The sequence below is a fragment of the Streptomyces flavofungini genome, from assembly GCF_014650815.1.
Taxonomy (GTDB): Bacteria; Actinomycetota; Actinomycetes; order Streptomycetales; family Streptomycetaceae; genus Streptomyces; species Streptomyces flavofungini.
The window spans coordinates 373,709-391,630 of sequence record NZ_BMVR01000002.1; the positions used below are offsets into that span (position 1 = coordinate 373,709).

The window sequence follows — 17,922 nt, forward strand, 5'->3', positions numbered from 1 at the left end:
TGCCGCACACCCTCGATTTCCTGCCAGCGCTACGGCACACTGGCAGGATGCTGAACAACGTGGCCGCCGTCGTGCTCGACGGCGTGCATCCCTTCGAACTCGGCGTCGTGTGCGAGGTGTTCGGCCTCGACCGCAGCGACGAGGGGCTGCCGGTGTACGACTTCGCGGTCGCCTCCGCCGAGGGCCCCGTGCTCTCCACCCACGCCGGGTACACGATCACCGCCGCGCACGGCCTCGACCGCCTCGAAGAGGCCGACCTCATCACCGTCCCGGCCGGCGACTCCTACGTGACCAGGGATTTTCCGCCCGACCTGCTCGCCGCCCTGCGCCGCGCCGCCGACCGCGGCACCCGGGTGCTCAGCGTCTGCACCGGGGTCTTCGTGCTCGCCGCCGCCGGACTGCTCGACGGGCGGCGGTGCGCCGTGCACTGGCGGCACGCCGAGGAGCTGAAGCGGCGCCATCCGCGCGCGATCGTGGAACCGGACGTGCTGTACGTCGACGAGGACCCGGTGATCACCTCCGCGGGCACCGCCGCGGGCATCGACGCCTGCCTGCACCTCGTCCGCAGGGAGAACGGCACGGAGGTCGCCAACGCCATCGCCCGCCGGATGATCGTCCCGCCGCACCGCGACGGCGGCCAGGCCCAGTACATCGAGCGGCCGCTGCCCCGCACCGCCTGCGACACCGTCGGCGGCGTGCTCGCGTGGATGGAGCGCCATCTCGACCGGGAGCAGACCGTCGACCAGCTCGCCGCCCGCGCCCACATGTCACCGCGGACGTTCGCGCGCCGCTTCCAGCAGGAGACCGGCACCACGCCCTACCGCTGGCTGCTGCGCCAACGGCTGCTGCGCGCGCAGGAGTTGCTGGAGGCGACGGACGAGACGGTGGACGCGATCGCGGGCCGCGCCGGGTTCGGGAACGCGGCGGCGCTGCGGCATCAGTTCGTCCGGGCGCTCGGCACGACGCCCAACGCGTACCGGCGTACGTTCCGCGGGCCCGAGGCGGACTCGGCCGCCTGACCACGGGCCCGGGGCCGACCCGGCCGCCCGCGGGCGGGGGCGCGTCGGCCTCGGACCCCGTGTCACCCGGTCAGCGCCGTTCGGCGCGCAGGACCAGCTTCTTCGGGTGCAGGGTGATGCCGACCTTGGTGCCGGTGTCGGTCGCCGCGACCGGACTGAGGCGCCACTTCGGCAGGACCGTGGCCAGGATGAGGGTGAGTTCCGCCAGACTGAAGTGATCGCCCGGGCACTTACGGTTGCCGACGCTGAACGGCATCATCGCGAACTCCGGTACGCTCGCGGCGCGTTCCGGATTCCATCGGTCCGGGTCGAACTCCAGATGCCGGTCGAACGAACGCGGATCGCGCTGCATCGCGTACACGCTGTAGACGATGTCCGCGTCGGCCGGAATGCGATAGCCGCCGAGACTGGTCTCGGCCACCGAGCGGCGCGTGAAAATCCACGCGGCCGGGCGTATACGCATCGCCTCCGTGACGACATTGCGGGTGTGCGGCAGCTCCTTGAGATCGGCGAAGGCGACCGGACGTCCCGACGTCACGGAATTTACCTCTTCAACCAACCGCCTTTCCTGCTCCGGGTGTTCGGTGAGCAGATGGAAGGTCCACGCCAGCGTGGACGCGACATTCTCCGCGCCCGCGACGACGAGCGAGACCACATGGTCGTGGATCTCCTGATCGGCGATCGGCTCCCCGGTTTCGTCGCGCGCGCGGAGCAAATCGGCCAGCAGGTCCTGTTCCTGGCCGGTGCCGAGGGCGCGGCGTTCGGCGATGATCTCGTCGACGAGCGCGTGCAGGTCCGCGAGCGCGCGCTCGAAGCGCCGGTTGGCGGGGGTCGGCACGCGGTAGAGCGGGCCGACGGAGAGCACCATGCGGCGGTAGAGACCTTCGAAGACGGTGTGCAGCGAGTCGCTGATGCGGTCCGCCTTCTCCCCGATCGAGTCGACCTCCAGGAGCGAGCGGGACACGATGCGTACGGCGGTGCGGAACATCTCCGCACTGACGTCCACCGTGCCGCCGTGGCCCCAGCGGGCCGCCGTCGCCTGTGCCTCCTCGGCCATCACGCGCGCGTAGTCGGCGATGCGCTCGGGCCGGAACGCGGGCTGCATCATGCGGCGCTGACGGCGGTGCAGCGGGCCGTTGCTGGTGGCCACGCCCTTGCCGAGCAGGACCTCCAGGGTGTCCCAGAGGGGCCCGCCGACGATGTACTCCGGGCTCTTGAGCATCCGGCCGACCAGTTCGGGATCGCACACCGCGTACGCGGTCTTCGGCCCCAGCCTGATCCGGACGAGATCCCCATGGTCACGCAGGTCGGCGAGGAAGCCGAGCGGGTCGCGCACCAGGTTCCATGCGTGGCCGAGAACCGGTGCCCCGCCCTGGACCACCGGTGGGGTGCGGAGCTGTGCGGTGGGCGTGGTCGCGGGTATCGCTGAGGCCGTGAATTCAACGGTCATTCTTCACCACCAGAGGGATCGATTTCTGCCAGGTCGGTGCTCGGGAATTCGGGGGCTCCGGCGTCGGAGACATACGGGGGAAGGGCCCTGTCGTCCCAACTGTCGACGCGATACCTGCCGGATTCGTGATGGAACCAGTACACGGAACTGAACCAGTTCCGCATGTTGAAGACACAGGATTGCAGCGCGGCGCCCGTGCGCTTTCCCTGCTTGCCATCGGCCTTCATCTCGTCGGCGAGGAGCAGGAGTTCCGGCTCCACCGCCAAGAAATCACTGACGCAGTCACGCACACGCCGGTGCACTTCCGCCACGGTCTCCTGCAACGAGAGTCCCTCGTGCTGCATGAGGGATATTCCAAGGTTGTGCACCTCGTCACCGGCCAGCTCTTTGGGAAGCGAGCAGAGGTCGTTGTACCAGGCGGAGAAATCCTGGGTCGCGAGCGCCGCGGCGCGATAGGCCGGGTGTTTACGGACGGCGTCCGGCAATTCGTAACGTGCGGTGGGTTCGAGGAGATCGATCCACACCCAGTGCGCGAAGGTGAGGCGCCGCAGTTCCACGTACGCCTCGACGCCCGGGACGGTCCCGGTGCGCCGGTTGCCGAACTCGTGGTCGTACGCGTCGATCACCGGGTGGAAGTGCCGGGCGAACCGCGCGTTCCAGCGTGGCCCGAGGTGCGAGTAGAGCCTCAGGACGCAGTCAGCGAAGCCCGCGACCAGTGGGTCCGGATGGCCCAGTTGCCGCCGGGGGTGCTCCAGTGTCGTGTGCAGCCCTTGGCACAGCCGCCGCCACTGCGCCGTTCTGCCGTGCACCGCGTCGCGGTCGTGCCGGTCGTCCCAGCCGAAGAACCAGGAGCTCAAGTCCGCGATGGCGGCAAGCAGTTCGTCCGGGGCGCCGATGTAGTACCCGGCGACCAGGTCGGTGTAGCAAAGGCTGTCGGCATATGCCGCGACCTTGTCCGGGGACATGAGCCGCTTTTCCAGGAGCCATGCCCGTGAGTTCTCCTGAAGCTTTGGCCAATACGGATGCAGATGACGGGGAAACTCCGACTCCACCACCGGAAGGGCCAGTGGGGGCGGCACCGATACCGCCCGCGTTCGAACGGCCGGACGCATCGGCCCGGTCGGCTTGCGTCGCTGCCGCGGGACGCGTTCCGCCGCATATGCCGGAAGCCCTGTCGGTACCCGTGCCGTCCGGTCCGACTGTGAAGTGCTGCGTGAGGAAGCAGGCACGAACAAACCCCTCTCGACCGCCTGAGGACACACGCCCCTCCCGCCGTGCCGGGCGCGCGCCGTTGCGTATCCCCGCGCTTTCCATTCAGCACCACAACTGACCGTTCAGGGAACACATTTGCGCCATTCACTACCCCGGTGTGCCGAGAACATCCCCTTACGTGACTGAATCTGGATCACCGGCGGCCGATCATGGGCTAGTCCTGTCCTGTTCTGCACGGGTACGCCAACGGCCCCTGGTCAGTGGGGTGTTCCCGACCAGGGGCCGCTGCTGTCACGTACTTCCCGTGCGCCTCAACCGGTGCACAGTTCAGTCGTTCGGCACCACGGGGTAGCGCGGAGTGCCCTCTTCCATCTGCCGGAGCGCGTCCTTGCGATCCCGCTTGGAGAGCCGGTCGATGTACAGATACCCGTACAGGTGGTCCGTCTCGTGCTGCAGGCAGCGCGCGAAGTAGCCCGTTCCGCGCACCTTGATGGCGTTGCCCTTCTCGTCCTGACCGGTCACGACCGCGTAGTCCGGCCGGGCCAGGTCCGCGTACGCCGTGGGCACGGACAGGCAGCCCTCGCCCGACTCGTCCAGGTGGCGCTGGTCGGCGGGCAGCTCCTGGAGCACGGGGTTGCACACGACGCCGACGTGCCGGACGCCCTCGTCGTCCATGCAGTCGTAGACGAAGACCTTCAGGTCCACGCCGATCTGGTTGGCGGCCAGGCCCACGCCCTGCGCGGTGCGCTGGCTGGCGAACATGTCGTCGACCAGCCGCGCCAGCTCGTCGTCGAAGGCGGTGACGTCCTTGCACTCCTTGTGCAGGACCGGGTTCCCGACGACCGTGATCGGCCGCGAGGTGCCGCGCTCACGGAAGGCCGTCTCGCGCTCCTCGGCGTCCTCCGTGTCCACGACGAACCCCTCGTCGTCGACCGGAAGCACCCCTCCGCCCGGCTGCTGCTGCTCAGTGTCCTGCGCCATGTCCGCCGTATGCCTTCTTCCTGGAAACCGCTGCCTGTCGTGCCCGTACAGGGTACGGCGTCCGCAGGCGCCGGACGGGCTCGCGCTGCTTCCCCCGCCGGGCCGGCAGCGGCTTCAGGGACGGCCGGGGCGGAGGGGTTCAGCCCGTCCCGTCCGACGCCTGCGGACGAGCCGCGCGGCGGCGCCGCGCCGCCCGAAGCCCCGGGGCCAGGGCCGGTCCGATGGATCGGCCCTAGCAAACCTCTTCGAGGTCCCGCCAGTCCCGCGAATCCGGACTGTCCGCGACCCACCCGTCGAGCAACCCCCGCACCAGCCCCGCGGGCGCAGCCAGTCCGCACTCCCGCTCCGGCACCCACAGGGCCCCCGGGCTCCGATGCCCGAGCGGCCCCGGATGCCCGGGCTCGCTGTGGTCGTGGGGATCCAGGTGCTCCCCGTCCCCCTCGTCGCTCGGCATCCGCGACTCCGAACACATCCGGCACAGCAGCCGCACCGAGGACGACCAGTCCTCCGCGGCGAACCCGGCGTCGGCGGCGAGCCGCTCCAGCGCGTCCCGGTCCTCCTCGGTGGCGGCTTCGAGCAGCACCACCCACGTGGGCACCGGCGAGGGCGCCCACAGCTCGATCTCGTCGAAGACGGGGTACGCGTGCCCCGCGGCCGTGGTCCGCTCACCGTGCGGCACCCCGTCGTGCAGGACGACCTCGCCCCAGCGCCGCCCGGAGGACGGCAGCGGGATGGAGAGCACCTCTATCCGCGCCGGGTCGAGGCGACGGCCCCACACGACCTCCGCCTCGCCCTCCGGCGAGAGCCGCACGGCCGCGCTGCCCAGCTCCATGCCCATGGGTTCACCCGTGGCGGCGACCCCGCCGGGCACCTTCAGGCCGTACGCCTGCCAGGCGCGGCGGGCGAGCGGCCAGTCCTGGAGAGCGGTCGCGGCGATGCCGACGTTCCACCAGTCGGGGGCCCCGGCGGAGCGGTCGAGCAGCGCCACGGCCCTGAGGCCCGCGGCCCGCGCCTGCTCCCAGTCGTGCCGGAACTTGTGCAGCAGCGCGAGGTTGAACCAGGACTCGGACAGCCAGGGTTCGAGATCGGCGGCGCGTGTCAGGAGCGCGCCCGCGTCCTCGTAGCGGCCGTCGCCGATGAGCGTGAACGCCCGGTCGGTGGCCTGCCGCCAGGAGGCGGAGGGCCGGTGCCGTCCCTTGCCGAAGATCCTCACGATTCCCGCCTGCCAGCTCTTGTCGGGGTTTCCCCGCTGCCGTGCTGTCGCGCTTTCGCGCTTCCTTCGCATCCAACCACGTACCGTCGGAAGGCCGCTCATTACCCATGGGTTACCCAGCGGAGCACGGGGTCAGACGGCCCGTGGCGCACGCCACCACGGCGTCACCCGCGCTCCCCCGCGGGCCCCTGGGGAAGCCCGTCGGGGGCCTCCTGGGGCGGGCCCGGCGGCTCGGCGGCCTGCCGCCGTTCCCCGGGCCGCCCCCGCCCCCGCGCGAGCACCCGCGCCAGGGCCTCCACGACCTCCGGCTGGTAGTCCCGGCCGGTGGCCAGGCGAAGCCGCTCCAGGGCGCTGAGCGGCCCCTGCGGCCCGTGTTCCCGAGCCATCTCGTCGTATGCGTTCGCGGCGCGCACGATGCGCGCGGTGAGCGGCTGGTCGCGGTACGGATCGGCCTGGCGCTCCACGACCACGGCGACGCCGGCGGCGACACCTGTCTGGCGTACGACGGCGCCGCCGAGCAGGGCGATGCGGCGCTGCTCGGCCTCGGGCAGGGCGGCGGTGGCACCGGCGGGGACGGGGTCGACGAGGGAGAGCTGGCCGATGTCGTGCATCAGGGCGGCGTGCTCCAGGACGCCCAGGTCGGCGCCGGAGAGGCCCAGCTCGCGGCCGGTGGCGCGGCTGAGGTCGGCGACGCGGCGGGCGTGGCCGGGCGGGGTGTACCCGGCGATCTCGGTGGCGCGGGCGAGGGAGGCGATGGTCTGCCGGTAGGTGGTCCGGGCGCCCACGTACCGGCGGAAGGCCAGCTGGGTGAGGAGCAGCGGCAGGCTGAACACGGGCAGCGCCCACAGTCCGGCCACGGCGACGGCCAGCGCCATCACGGCCCCGGTCGCGCACACGGCGGACCCGATCCCGGCCATGCCCCGCAGCTCGTCCCGCAGCAGCGGCCCGAACGGCCACCCCGACCGGGCGTGCGCCAGGGCGGCCGCGAGCACGGCGTCGCACAGCGCGGTGAGCGCGAGCAGTATCACGATGACGGCGGCGTACCCGGGCCCGTGCCCGGCGACGGCCTCCAACCGCCCGGAGTTGTACAGCGGTTGGAAGCACAGCGCGGCGAACGCCACGGCGAGCACCCGGCGGGCGATGTGGTCGAGGGACGGGTCCCGGCCGAGCGCCACCTGCGGCACGGCCCCGACCAGGCCCGCCGCCACCACGACGGCGACGACCTGCAGCACCCCGTGGTGCGTGGCCCGCCCGCCGCACTCCCCCAACAGGGCGTACGCGAGGGCCCCCGCGGACCCCAGCGGCGCGGGCTCCCGCTCCGCCCCGCTCCCCCACCGCGCCAGCTCCCCCACCGCTATGAGCACCCCGAACCCCAAGGCGATCCCCGGCTCCGCGACCCCGCTCCACAGCGTCGCGCCCAGCGCGGCGACGGCGAGAAGGACGGCGGCGCCGCGCACCACGACGGGCAGCCGCACCCCGCTCCGAGGGGTCACCGGCGGAGGGGGCGGTACGCCTCGGGGCGGCGCGCGTCGCCGCCGGGCGCGGACCCGGACCCGCTCACCACCGCGGCCGGAGCCGCCCCGGTCACGGAGCCGCCGCCCGGGCCGGCCGCCCCGCGCCCCTCCGGGCCGCCCGGCTCCCGCTCCTCGGCACCGCCCCCGGCGGTCACCTCCGCGTCCCACCCGTGCCGCGCCAGCGCCCGCACCAGTGCCCCCACCATCTCCGCGTCGAACTGGACCCCGGCGCAGCGCTCCAGTTCGGCGACGGCGGCGGGGACGGGGCGGGCGCGGCGGTAGGAGCGGGAGGAGGTCATGGCGTCGAAGGCGTCGGCGACGGCGACGACGCGGGCGGACTCGGGGATCTGGGTGCCGGTCAGGCCGTAGGGGTAGCCGCTGCCGTCGATGCGTTCGTGGTGGTGCAGGATCGCGGCGCGCGCGTCGCCGAGGAAGCCGATGCCGCGGACCATCTCGTGGCCGTACTCGGGGTGCAGTTCGATCACCCGGCGCTCCTGCGGGGTCAGCGGTCCGTCCTTGCGCAACAGCCGCGTGGGGACGCCGAGTTTGCCGACGTCGTGCAGGATCCCGGCGAAGCGGAGGACCTCCACGCGCGCGTCGTCCATGCCGAGTTCGCGGGCGATCAGGACGGCGGCGCGGCCGACCCGTTCGCTGTGTCCGCGGGTGTAGCGGTCCTTGAGGTCGACGGCCTGGACGAGCGCGCGGATGGTGGCCTGGTGGGCGGCGCGTTCGCGGTGGTACTGCGCGAACACCCAGCAGGAGACCCCCATCGGCAGCAGGACGAGGAGGGCGGCGGGCGGGCCGTAGGGGCTCTGCCAGAGGACGGCCATCATCAGCCCGGCGAGCCCGTGCACGGCGACGGGCGCGAGCGAGCGGGGCAGCAGTCCGCGCCAGGCGGTCCGCGCGGGCACCCGCTCCGCCGTCACGAGGATCCCGCCGTCGAGCGCGGCGAGCACCCCGGCGAAGGCGAGCACGGCGGCCGCGGCGGGCAGCAGGACGTACGGGAAGTCGGGCGCCGAAGCGGCCGCGGGCCCGTCGAACGCGGCGTAGGCCTGCCCGGCGGCCCAGGCGGCCAGGGCGAGTTGGGCGGCGCGCCAGGCCCGGCGCAGTCGGCGCGGCTGCCGTTCGACGCGGGCGCACAGGGCGCCGGGGACGGCGACGAGGGCGGCGGCCGCGGGCGGCAGCAGGAAGACCCCGGCGAGCAGGACGGGGAAGAACGTGCGGGCGGCGACCTCGTGCCGCACGGCGCGCTCGCCCCCGGCGTACAGGGCGGCGAGCAGCGCGACGACGGTCCAGCGGGTGCCGGGACCGAGGGCGGGCGCCACGCAGGCGGCGCCGCCGAGGGCGACGCCGATGACGTAGCCGCGGGCCCGTGCCGGAACCGAGCGCATGGCCGCCTCCTCCCCGATCCAGGTCCGGAGATCCGGAGACTAGAACGGGGTTCGCGCACGCCACGGCTCGCAGCCGCGAATTAGCACCTTCGAGTGAGAAAGCGCGTCAGAAAGAAGAGAAACGAACGACCGGCGGCCGAATTCCACCGCCCGCGCATCTCGGCGGATCGAACCGCCCGACCGCCGCAGCCGATCAAGCCGCCCGGCCGCCTCAGCGGATCAGGCCGTGCCGCACGCGCAGCGGATCAGGCCGTGCCGTCCACCGGCGTCGCCGTCAGGTCCTGGTCGGGCACCGCCTGGCCCGAGCGGATCAGGTCGATCCGGCCCATGACCTTGGCCCGCAGGTCGGCGGGCACGTCGTCCTGGCCGCAGCAGCGCTTCACCAGCTTCTTGACCGCCTGCTCGAGGCCGTACTTCTCCAGGCACGGAGAGCACTCCTCGAAGTGCGTCTCGAACTTGGTGCAGTCACTGTCCGGCATCTCGTGGTCCAGGAACTCATAGAGATGGTCCAGGACCTCACTGCAGTCAGTCTCGTGCGGCTCTCCGCAGCTCATGAGCCTGAGCCTTTCGCTTCGTTCGACTCCCCGGCACCGGCCGGGACCAGACCGCGGTCGCGCGCGTAGTCCTCGAGCATGCCGCGGAGTTGGCGGCGGCCGCGGTGAAGACGGGACATCACCGTACCGATGGGTGTACCCATGATGTCGGCGATCTCCTTGTACGCAAAGCCCTCTACGTCCGCGAGATAGACGGCGATGCGGAATTCCTCCGGGATCGCCTGCAGCGCGTTCTTCACGTCCGAGTCCGGCAAGTGGTCCAGGGCCTGCGACTCGGCCGAGCGCAGACCGGTGGACATGTGCGACTCGGCACGCGCGAGCTGCCAGTCCTCGATCTCCTCGGCGGCGCTGCGCTGGGGCTCGCGCTGCTTCTTGCGGTACGAGTTGATGAACGTGTTCGTGAGGATGCGGTACAACCACGCCTTGAGGTTGGTGCCCTCGCGGAACTGGTGGAACGACGCGTACGCCTTCGCGTAGGTCTCCTGCACCAGGTCCTCCGCGTCCGCCGGGTTGCGCGTCATGCGCAGCGCCGCCGAGTACATCTGGTCGAGGAACGTGAGCGCGTCCCGCTCGAAGCGGGCCGTGCGCTGCGCGGCCGTCTCCTCGGGCTGCCCCGACTGCTCGGCGTGGCCGTTCTCGGTCCCTGCGTCGGTCCCAGTGACCGGACCCACCTCCTCCAACGACGTGGCGGGTCCGAAAGCGGCCCCACTCGAATCGGAGGATAGACGACGACCCCCTCCGCGCGCCGCCCGAATAGGAGCGGCCTTGGGCGCGCTCAGCACCGTCCACTCCAGGTCAGAGGCAGTGGAGCGGTTCGGGCAGATGGTCGATCCCATGCGGGGGCTCCCTCTCGTACGAACACTTGCGGGGTCTGCTCGCCACAACAGTCGTCACGGGCTCAACATTCCCGCCCACCGGGCGACGGCGTCCGTGATGCGTTTCACGGCCTCGTCCTGCCCGATGTCCGCCCGTTTGGGCACGGCGAAGGAGTGATCGCCGAAGGGGATCTCGACGAGTTCGTACGCGGTGTCGTGCGCGGTGGCCTCCGGGAACTCCGCCGGTTTGCCGAAGGGGTCGTTGCCTCCCTGGACGACGAGGGTCGGCACCCCGGCGCCCAGGAGTTCGTCCGCGCGGGACTTCTCCGGCTTGCCCGGCGGGTGCAGCGGGAAGCTGAGCGCGAGCACGGCGGCCGCGCCGAGTCCGGTGGCGGTACGGCAGGCCACGCGGGCCCCGGCGCTGCGGCCGCCCGCGACGACGGGCAGGCCCGGCTCGGCCAGCGCGGGCCAGACGCCGCGCCAGCCGACGTCCAGGGTCTTCGGCGCGGGCGCCACCTTCTTGCCCGCGACCCGCCACGGCTGCTCCACCAGGGCGACGGTCACGCCGTGCGCGGGCAGGGCGGCGGCGATGGCCCGCAGGTCCCGCGCCTCGATCCCGCCGCCCGCCCCGTGGCCGACGGCGAGGACGAGCCGCGCCCGCTTCGCCGGGTGCCAGGTGATCCGGGCCGTACCCGCGTCGGTCTCGACGGTCTCGGTGGTCTCGGTGGTCTCTGCGGTCTCGCTCTTGGCCGCGTCTGCAGCGCCGGACGCCTTGCTCCGGGCGGCGCTGGAAGCCTTGCTCTTGGTCACGTCAGAAGAGTGTGCCCTCTTCCGGACCCTCCAGCTCCGTCAGCAGCTCCGGCCCGTTGTTCTTCACACTGCTCACGGCCGTCGACACCGGGTAGGCCCGCATGAGGCCCGCCGGGGGCGGCTCCAGGAGGGAGCGCAGGTCGTCCACGTCCGTGCGGGACGGGTCGAGCCAGGCGTCCCAGCGGTCGGGGGTCAGCATCAGCGGCATGCGCGGGTGGATGTCCGCCAGCGTCTTGGGGCCTTCCTGGGGGGCCACGCCCAGCGGCGTCGTCTCCGCCTCCGTGGTGATCACGGAGCAGGTCACCCACCACGCCAGCGGGTGCTCGTCCGGCAGCGTCTTGTCCCGCCAGAACTCGTACAGACCCGCCATCGCGAACACCGACCCGTCGGCCGGGGTCACGAAGTACGGCTGCTTGCGGGGCCGCTTCTTCTTGCCCTCGACCTCCAGCTCCCGCTCGGCCTCGCCGGTCACCCACTCGTAATAGCCGTCCGCGGGCAGCACGCACCGGCGCGTGGTGAAGGCCCGCCGGTACGACGGCTTCTCGTGCACGGTCTCGGCGCGCGCGTTGATCATCCGCGCCCCGCCCTCCGGCGTCTTCGCCCAGGACGGTACGAGTCCCCACTTCAGCTTGCGGAGCTGGCGAACCGGACGGCGCTCCTCGGCGTCTTTAAGGGGACGGTCGAGGACGGCGTAGACCTCTTTCGTAGGAGCCACGTTGTAGTCCGGCTCAAGAGCCTCCTCCGGATCCCACTTCTCGATCTCAAAGATTCCTGCGAGATCCTCGGGCCTACGACTCGACGCATACCGTCCGCACATGCGTGCCACACTGCCATGCCCGCCCGTCACCCGACCACCACCCCGCAACGACCGCGCTACGCGCGGGCACCCGCTGCTCGCCGACGACAGGGAGCCAACCCGGCAATGCACACCACCGCTTCCGCCAGCCTGGGCGATCTCTGGGACCGGCTCACGGGCACGCAGGCCGCCCCCGAGCAGTGGCTGGTGCTCGTCACCGGGGCCGTCGCGCTCGCCGCCGTCCTGCCGCACGCCGTCTGGCGGGTCGCCCGCAACGCCGTGACCATCGCCCACGAGGGCGGCCACGGTCTGGTCGCCCTGCTCACCGGGCGCCGCCTGGACGGCATCCGGCTGCACTCCGACACCAGCGGCCTGACCGTCAGCCGCGGCAGGCCCACCGGCCTCGGCATGATCCTCACCGCCGCCGCGGGCTACACCGCGCCCCCGCTGCTCGGCCTCGCGGGCGCCGCGCTGCTCGGCGAGGGCCGCATCACGGCGCTGCTGTGGGTCGCCACGGCCCTGCTCGTCGCCATGCTGGTGATGATCCGCAACGCCTACGGCGCGCTGACCGTGATCGTCTCGGGCGGCGTCTTCCTCGCTGTGTCCTGGCTCGCCGACACCGATGTGCAGGCGGCCTTCGCGTACACCGTGGTGTGGTTCCTGCTGCTCGGCGGCGTACGTCCCGCCTTCGAGCTGCAGGCCAAGCGCAGGCACGGCGGAGCCGGGGACTCCGACGCGGACCAGCTGTCGCGGCTCACGCACGTTCCGGCGGGGATGTGGCTGTTCCTGTTCCACGCCGTTTCGCTGTGCTCGCTGATAGGGGGAGCGCGCTGGATGCTCACGGCGTGACGCCGGGGCTCCCGCTCGTGGCGTGACAGGCGACGGCCCGTGGCGTGACGCCGGCGGGACAGCTCGCGGCCGCCCCGCCGTGGCCCGGTACTCCCCGTACGCCCTACCCGTTCTCTGTTTCGCCTGGGTTTCGCCACTTTTGATCAAGATCTGCGGTCGGCGCGAGACACTAAAGTGTGGGCATGACCGTGAACCCGACACACACCGCCCTCTGGCCCGCCCCGCACGCGAGCGGAGCCGTCGCCGCGACGGTCCACGTGCCGGGATCCAAGTCGGTCACCAACCGTGCCCTCGTCCTCGCCGCGCTCGCCGCCGAGCCCGGCTGGCTGCGCCGCCCGCTGCGCTCGCGCGACACCCTCCTGATGGCGGCCGCGCTGCGCGCGATGGACGTGGGCATCGAGGAAGGCGTGGGCCCCGACGGCTCCGGTGAGGCCTGGCGCGTGATCCCCTCGGGCCTGCGCGGCCCGGCCACGGTCGACGTCGGCAACGCGGGCACGGTCATGCGCTTCCTGCCGCCGGTCGCCGCGCTGGCCGACGGCCCGATCCGCTTCGACGGCGACCCCCGTTCGTACGAGCGCCCGCTGCACGGCGTGATCGACGCGCTGCGCGCGCTCGGCGCCCGCATCGACGACGACGGCCGCGGCGCGCTCCCCCTGACCGTGCACGGCGCCGGCGCCGTGGAGGGCGGCCAGGTCGAGATCGACGCCTCCTCGTCGTCCCAGTTCGTCTCCGCGCTGCTGCTCTCGGGTGCCCGCTTCAACCAGGGCGTGGAGGTGCGCCACGTCGGCAGCGCCCTGCCCTCCATGCCGCACATCCGCATGACCGTCGACATGCTGCGCGCGTGCGGCGCCCAGGTCGACACCCCCGAGGCGGGCGGCGAGCCGAACGTCTGGCGGGTCGCCCCCGGCGCCCTGCTCGGCCGCGACCTGACCGTCGAACCGGACCTGTCCAACGCCCAGCCGTTCCTGGCCGCGGCCCTGATCACCGGCGGCCGGGTCACCGTCCCCGACTGGCCCGCCCGCACCACGCAGCCCGGTGACGCGCTGCGCCGGATCTTCACCGAGATGGGCGGTTCCTGCGAGCTGACCGAGCAGGGCCTCACCTTCACCGGCTCCGGCTCGGTCCACGGCATCGACGTCGACCTCAGCGAGGTCGGCGAGCTGACGCCGGGCATCGCCGCCGTCGCGGCCCTCGCCGACTCCCCCTCCACCCTGCGCGGCGTCGCCCATCTGCGGCTGCACGAGACGGACCGCCTGGCCGCGCTCACCAAGGAGATCAACGAGCTGGGCGGTGACGTCACCGAGACCGCCGACGGCCTGCACATCCGCCCGCGCCCGCTGCACGGCGGCGTCTTCCACACGTACGACGACCACCGCATGGCCACCGCGGGCGCGATCATCGGCCTCGCCGTGCCCGGCGTGCAGATCGAGAACGTCGCGACGACGGCCAAGACGCTGCCCGACTTCCCCGAGCTGTGGGCCGGAATGCTCGGGAACTGACGGGCGATCACGATCATGCGCCGCTACGGCAAGAACCCGGACGAGGACGACATCCGCGTCCGCCCCAACCGCAAGGGCAACCGCCCGCGCACGCACATCCGCCCCAAGCACGAGGACGCCGCCGAGGGCATGGTCCTCACCGTCGACCGCGGCCGCCTCACCTGCCTCGTCGAAGACCGCGTCATCGTCGCCATGAAGGCCCGTGAGCTGGGCCGCAAGGCCGCCGTCGTCGGCGACCGCGTCGGCATCGTCGGCGACCTGTCCGGCAGGAAGGACACCCTCGCGCGCATCGTCCGCATCGAGGGGCGCTCCTCCGTGCTCCGCCGCACCGCCGACGACGACGATCCCTACGAGCGCGTGGTCGTCGCCAACGCCGACCAGCTCGCCATCGTCACCGCCCTCGCCGACCCCGAGCCGCGCCCCCGCATGATCGACCGCTGTCTGGTCGCGGCCTTCGACGGCGGCCTGTCCCCGCTGCTCGTCCTCACCAAGTCCGACCTCGCACCCCCGGACCAACTCCTGGAGCTGTACGGGGACTTGGACATCCCCTACGTCGTCACCAGCCGTGACGAGCTGGAGCACGGCGGCGCGGCCGACGTGGTACGCGCCCAACTCGCCGGGAAGGTCACGGCGTTCGTCGGCCACTCCGGCGTCGGCAAGACCACCCTGGTGAACGCGCTCGTGCCGCCGGAGCGGCGACGCACCGTGGGCCATGTGAACGCCGTGACCGGCCGCGGCCGGCACACCACCACCTCCGCGCTCGCGCTGCCGCTGCCCGACGACGAGGGCTGGGTCGTCGACACCCCGGGCGTGCGCTCCTTCGGCCTGCACCACGTCGACCCGTCGCGCGTCATCCACGCCTTCCCCGACCTGGAGCCCGGCACGGAGAACTGCCCGCGCGCGTGCAGCCACGACGAGCCGGACTGCGCGCTCGACGCGTGGGTGGCCGAGGGGCACGCGGATCCGGCGCGGCTGTACTCGCTGCGGCGGCTGCTCGCCACCCGGGAGCGGCGCGAGGGCGACTGACCGGCCCCGGACTCCGCGTCGTCACCGGCCGTGCCCGTACCCCACGTTGCTCCGCCCGTCCCGAACTCCGCGTTGTTTACGTCTCCGCCGCATCGGTAAGTGCATAATCGCACCAAGATTGATCCAAGCTTTGGTGAAGCGGTCACGGAACGTACGGACGCGGGAGGCACAACCATGGCGTGGCTGCTGGTCATCGTCGCCGGGATCCTCGAAACGGGCTTCGCGGTCTGTCTGAAGCTGTCGCACGGTTTCACCCGGCTCTGGCCGACCATCGCGTTCGCGTCCTTCGCCCTCGGCAGCTTCGGTCTGCTGACGCTGGCCCTGAAGAAGCTGGACGTGGGGCCCGCGTACGCGGTCTGGACGGGCATCGGCGCGGCGGGCACGGCGATCTACGGCATGATCTTCCTCGGCGACCTGGTGTCCACGCTGAAGATCGTCTCGATCTCGCTGGTGATCGTGGGGGTCATCGGCCTCCAGCTCTCGGGCTCGGCGCACTGACGTCGGCGGCATCGGGCGACCGACGCCGCCCAGCCCCGTCGTACCGCCGGAACGGTCATCGCCCCACCGCCCCCGCGATCACCCTCCGCACCAGCCGCGCCGGATCCTCCTCCCGCCCCGCGGGCGCCACCACGTACGACAGCGCGACCCGCACCGCGCTCTCGCACGCCCGCGCCAGCTCCTCCGTCTCCGAGGGTCGGCCGCGTTCGGTGAGCGCGAGCATCGCGCGGTCCCTGACCTGCGCGAGGAGTTCGGCGGGGCTGGGCACGCCCGCGTCGGCGCGGCGCTGGGCGGGGACCGGGGAGCTGGACACGGCCGCCCGGCTCGGCAGCGGCAGGCGTTCGCCCCAGAAGCCGGTGAGCACCGCCCGTACCAACACGTTGTCGCGCGCGGCGCCGATCGTCCACGCGCTCACCGCCGCCAGCCGGTCCACCGGGTCCCTGGCCTGTGCGAGCGCCCGTTCGACGCCCCGCAGATACGTGTCGGTCTCGCGCCGCAGCAACGCCCGCGCGAGGCCGTCCTTGCTGCCGAACTCGTTGTAGAGCGTCTGCCGGGACACCCCGGCGACGGCTGCCACGTCGACCATCCGCACTCCGGCCCACGGCCTGCGGGCCAGCGCGGTGTAGGCCGCGTCCAGCAGTGACTCCCGCGCTGCAGGCATCGTCGCCTCCCGCTGCCCCGGGCCCGGCCGGCCCTTGCGGTCCTGTTCGCCAGAGTTGACGCGCCCGCGGGCACTGTCAAGGGTTCCGGCGGGCAGCGCCCGATACGCGCTGTGGCCCGTGCGAATCGAGATCGATACTGTTCACCCATGCCCGACTACCACGATGATCTGCGCCTGGCCCACGTCCTCGCGGACGCCGCCGACGCCGCGACCATGGACCGGTTCAAGGCCCTCGACCTCAAGGTCGAGACCAAGCCGGACATGACGCCGGTCAGCGAGGCCGACAAGGCCGCCGAGGAGCTGATCCGCGGCCAGCTCCAGCGCGCACGGCCGCGCGACGCGATCCTCGGCGAGGAGTACGGCATCGAGGGCACGGGGCCGCGCCGCTGGGTCATCGACCCGATCGACGGCACCAAGAACTACGTACGCGGCGTACCCGTCTGGGCCACGCTCATCTCCCTCATGGAGGCGGGCGAGGGCGGTTACCAGCCGGTCGTCGGCGTCGTCTCGGCGCCCGCGCTCGGCCGCCGCTGGTGGGCGGCGAAGGGCGGCGGCGCGTACACGGGCCGCAGCCTGACGTCCGCGACGCGGCTGCGCGTCTCCGAGGTCTCACGGCTCCAGGACGCCTCGCTCGCGTACTCCTCGCTGAGCGGCTGGGAGGACCAGGGGCGCCTGGACGGCTTCCTCGACCTCACCCGGGCCTGCTGGCGCACCCGTGGGTACGGGGACTTCTGGCCGTACATGATGGTCGCCGAGGGCTCCGTCGACCTGTGCGCGGAGCCGGAGCTCTCCCTCTGGGACATGGCCGCCACCGCGATCGTCGTGACGGAGGCGGGCGGCACCTTCACCGGCCTCGACGGCACCCCCGGCCCGCACAGCGGCAACGCGGCGGCGTCCAACGGCCTGCTCCACGACGAGCTGCTCGGCTACCTCAACCAGCGCTACTGACACGGGCGACGCCCTCCGCGTACGACGAACAGGACGTGAACCGGCGCTCGTGGCGCCCGGCGAACTGACCCCGCACGCCCTCTTGTTGCCGCCCGGCGCGCCTGCGACTCTGAGAGCTCCCCCACTTGTGAACTTGTGAACTCATTCTCCAAGTCGATGACGATGACGCCTCCGGCCGCTCCGAAGCGGAGGCAATCCTTCGGCATCGCGCGGACCACGGGTTCACCAAGGAGGTGGCTCCAGCCCATGCTCGTCCGCGACGCCATGAGCACGATGGTCCTCACCATCGGCCCCGCCCACACCCTCCGGCAGGCGGCCCGGCTGATGTCGGCCCGCCGCGTCGGCGCGGCCGTCGTCCTCGACCCCGACACCTACGGCCTCGGCATCCTGACCGAACGTGACGTCCTCAACTCCCTCGGCCTCGGCCAGGACCCGAACACCGAGACCGCGGGCACACACACGACGACCGACGTCGTCTTCGCCGCGCCGACCTGGACCCTGGAGGACGCCGCCGACGCGATGTCGCACGGCGGGTTCCGGCACCTCATCGTGCTCGACGGCGACGAGCCGGTGGGCATCGTCTCCGTTCGGGACATCATCCGCTGCTGGGCACCGATACGCCGCCAGGCGGCGACGGTGGCCTGAGCACAACGGCGCCTGCGCGGACTTCATCCGCACAGGCGCCG

Annotated in this window: 18 protein-coding genes; 7 read left to right on the forward strand and 11 right to left on the reverse strand. The window is 72.4% G+C overall.

The window, feature by feature from the left end; translation table 11 throughout:
* Positions 1-47 precede the first annotated feature (47 nt).
* Entirely contained in the window at positions 48-1,019 is a 972-nt protein-coding gene (locus tag IE274_RS05480; protein WP_190114423.1) for a helix-turn-helix domain-containing protein, read from the forward strand.
* A 70-nt stretch (positions 1,020-1,089) separates the two neighbouring features.
* On the opposite strand, the gene IE274_RS05485 is transcribed toward IE274_RS05480, so the two are convergent.
* The 10 genes from IE274_RS05485 to IE274_RS05530 all read right to left on the reverse strand — a co-directional run bounded on the left by IE274_RS05485 (position 1,090) and on the right by IE274_RS05530 (position 11,776).
* The gene (locus IE274_RS05485) at positions 1,090-2,469 is read right to left on the reverse strand and encodes a bifunctional albaflavenone monooxygenase/terpene synthase (protein WP_190114424.1); all 1,380 of its coding nucleotides are present in this window, start codon (positions 2,467-2,469) and stop codon (positions 1,090-1,092) included.
* Positions 2,466-3,581: a terpene synthase family protein gene (locus IE274_RS05490; RefSeq protein ID WP_229909240.1), complete on the reverse strand. Its 1,116-nt coding sequence runs from the start codon at positions 3,579-3,581 to the stop codon at positions 2,466-2,468. Before IE274_RS05490 ends, IE274_RS05485 begins: the two co-directional genes overlap by 4 nt.
* A 427-nt stretch (positions 3,582-4,008) precedes the next feature.
* Complete coding sequence (gene def / locus IE274_RS05495; RefSeq protein ID WP_190114426.1) at positions 4,009-4,662, reverse strand: peptide deformylase; 654 nt, start codon at positions 4,660-4,662, stop codon at positions 4,009-4,011.
* 232 nt (positions 4,663-4,894) lie between these two features.
* Positions 4,895-5,875, reverse strand: coding sequence for a tetratricopeptide repeat protein (locus IE274_RS05500; protein ID WP_030359852.1), 981 nt, complete (start codon positions 5,873-5,875; stop codon positions 4,895-4,897).
* 164 nt (positions 5,876-6,039) lie between these two features.
* Positions 6,040-7,368 (reverse strand): HD-GYP domain-containing protein, encoded by a 1,329-nt coding sequence (locus IE274_RS05505; protein WP_229909242.1) that lies wholly within the window; start codon positions 7,366-7,368, stop codon positions 6,040-6,042.
* Positions 7,365-8,780, reverse strand: a complete 1,416-nt coding sequence (locus IE274_RS05510; protein WP_190114427.1) for an HD-GYP domain-containing protein — start codon at positions 8,778-8,780, stop codon at positions 7,365-7,367. Before IE274_RS05510 ends, IE274_RS05505 begins: the two co-directional genes overlap by 4 nt.
* A gap of 245 nt (positions 8,781-9,025) precedes the next feature.
* Positions 9,026-9,334: a mycothiol system anti-sigma-R factor gene (gene rsrA, locus IE274_RS05515; RefSeq protein ID WP_190114428.1), complete on the reverse strand. Its 309-nt coding sequence runs from the start codon at positions 9,332-9,334 to the stop codon at positions 9,026-9,028.
* Positions 9,331-10,005, reverse strand: a complete 675-nt coding sequence (locus IE274_RS05520; RefSeq protein ID WP_030359848.1) for a sigma-70 family RNA polymerase sigma factor — start codon at positions 10,003-10,005, stop codon at positions 9,331-9,333. Before IE274_RS05520 ends, rsrA begins: the two co-directional genes overlap by 4 nt.
* Positions 10,006-10,224: 219 nt before the next feature.
* Positions 10,225-10,830 (reverse strand): alpha/beta hydrolase family protein, encoded by a 606-nt coding sequence (locus tag IE274_RS05525; protein WP_190114741.1) that lies wholly within the window; start codon positions 10,828-10,830, stop codon positions 10,225-10,227.
* Between the two features lie 130 nt (positions 10,831-10,960).
* Positions 10,961-11,776, reverse strand: coding sequence for an SOS response-associated peptidase (locus IE274_RS05530; protein ID WP_190114429.1), 816 nt, complete (start codon positions 11,774-11,776; stop codon positions 10,961-10,963).
* A gap of 105 nt (positions 11,777-11,881) precedes the next feature.
* Here IE274_RS05530 and IE274_RS05535 point away from each other — a divergent pair, with 105 nt between their 5' ends.
* The 4 genes from IE274_RS05535 to IE274_RS05550 all read left to right on the forward strand — a co-directional run bounded on the left by IE274_RS05535 (position 11,882) and on the right by IE274_RS05550 (position 15,627).
* Positions 11,882-12,604 carry a M50 family metallopeptidase gene (locus IE274_RS05535; RefSeq protein ID WP_190114430.1) on the forward strand — a complete coding sequence of 241 codons (723 nt, stop codon included), beginning with the start codon at positions 11,882-11,884 and terminating at the stop codon, positions 12,602-12,604.
* Positions 12,605-12,786: 182 nt separating this feature from the next.
* A complete protein-coding gene (aroA, locus tag IE274_RS05540; RefSeq protein WP_190114431.1) occupies positions 12,787-14,103 on the forward strand; it encodes a 3-phosphoshikimate 1-carboxyvinyltransferase in 1,317 nt (438 codons plus the stop codon).
* A 15-nt stretch (positions 14,104-14,118) separates the two neighbouring features.
* Positions 14,119-15,129 (forward strand): ribosome small subunit-dependent GTPase A, encoded by a 1,011-nt coding sequence (gene rsgA, locus IE274_RS05545; RefSeq protein WP_190114432.1) that lies wholly within the window; start codon positions 14,119-14,121, stop codon positions 15,127-15,129.
* Positions 15,130-15,303: 174 nt separating this feature from the next.
* Positions 15,304-15,627 (forward strand): DMT family transporter, encoded by a 324-nt coding sequence (locus IE274_RS05550; protein ID WP_016645400.1) that lies wholly within the window; start codon positions 15,304-15,306, stop codon positions 15,625-15,627.
* 55 nt (positions 15,628-15,682) lie between these two features.
* Here IE274_RS05550 and IE274_RS05555 read toward each other — a convergent pair whose 3' ends face one another.
* A complete protein-coding gene (locus IE274_RS05555; RefSeq protein WP_190114433.1) occupies positions 15,683-16,288 on the reverse strand; it encodes a TetR/AcrR family transcriptional regulator in 606 nt (201 codons plus the stop codon).
* A 147-nt stretch (positions 16,289-16,435) separates the two neighbouring features.
* Between IE274_RS05555 and hisN the strand changes: the two genes are divergently transcribed.
* Together hisN and IE274_RS05565 are read left to right on the forward strand one after the other, a co-directional pair.
* Positions 16,436-17,236, forward strand: coding sequence for a histidinol-phosphatase (hisN, locus tag IE274_RS05560; RefSeq protein ID WP_190114434.1), 801 nt, complete (start codon positions 16,436-16,438; stop codon positions 17,234-17,236).
* Positions 17,237-17,482: 246 nt separating this feature from the next.
* The gene (locus IE274_RS05565) at positions 17,483-17,881 is read left to right on the forward strand and encodes a CBS domain-containing protein (protein WP_190114435.1); all 399 of its coding nucleotides are present in this window, start codon (positions 17,483-17,485) and stop codon (positions 17,879-17,881) included.
* The last annotated feature ends 41 nt before the right edge of the window (positions 17,882-17,922 follow it).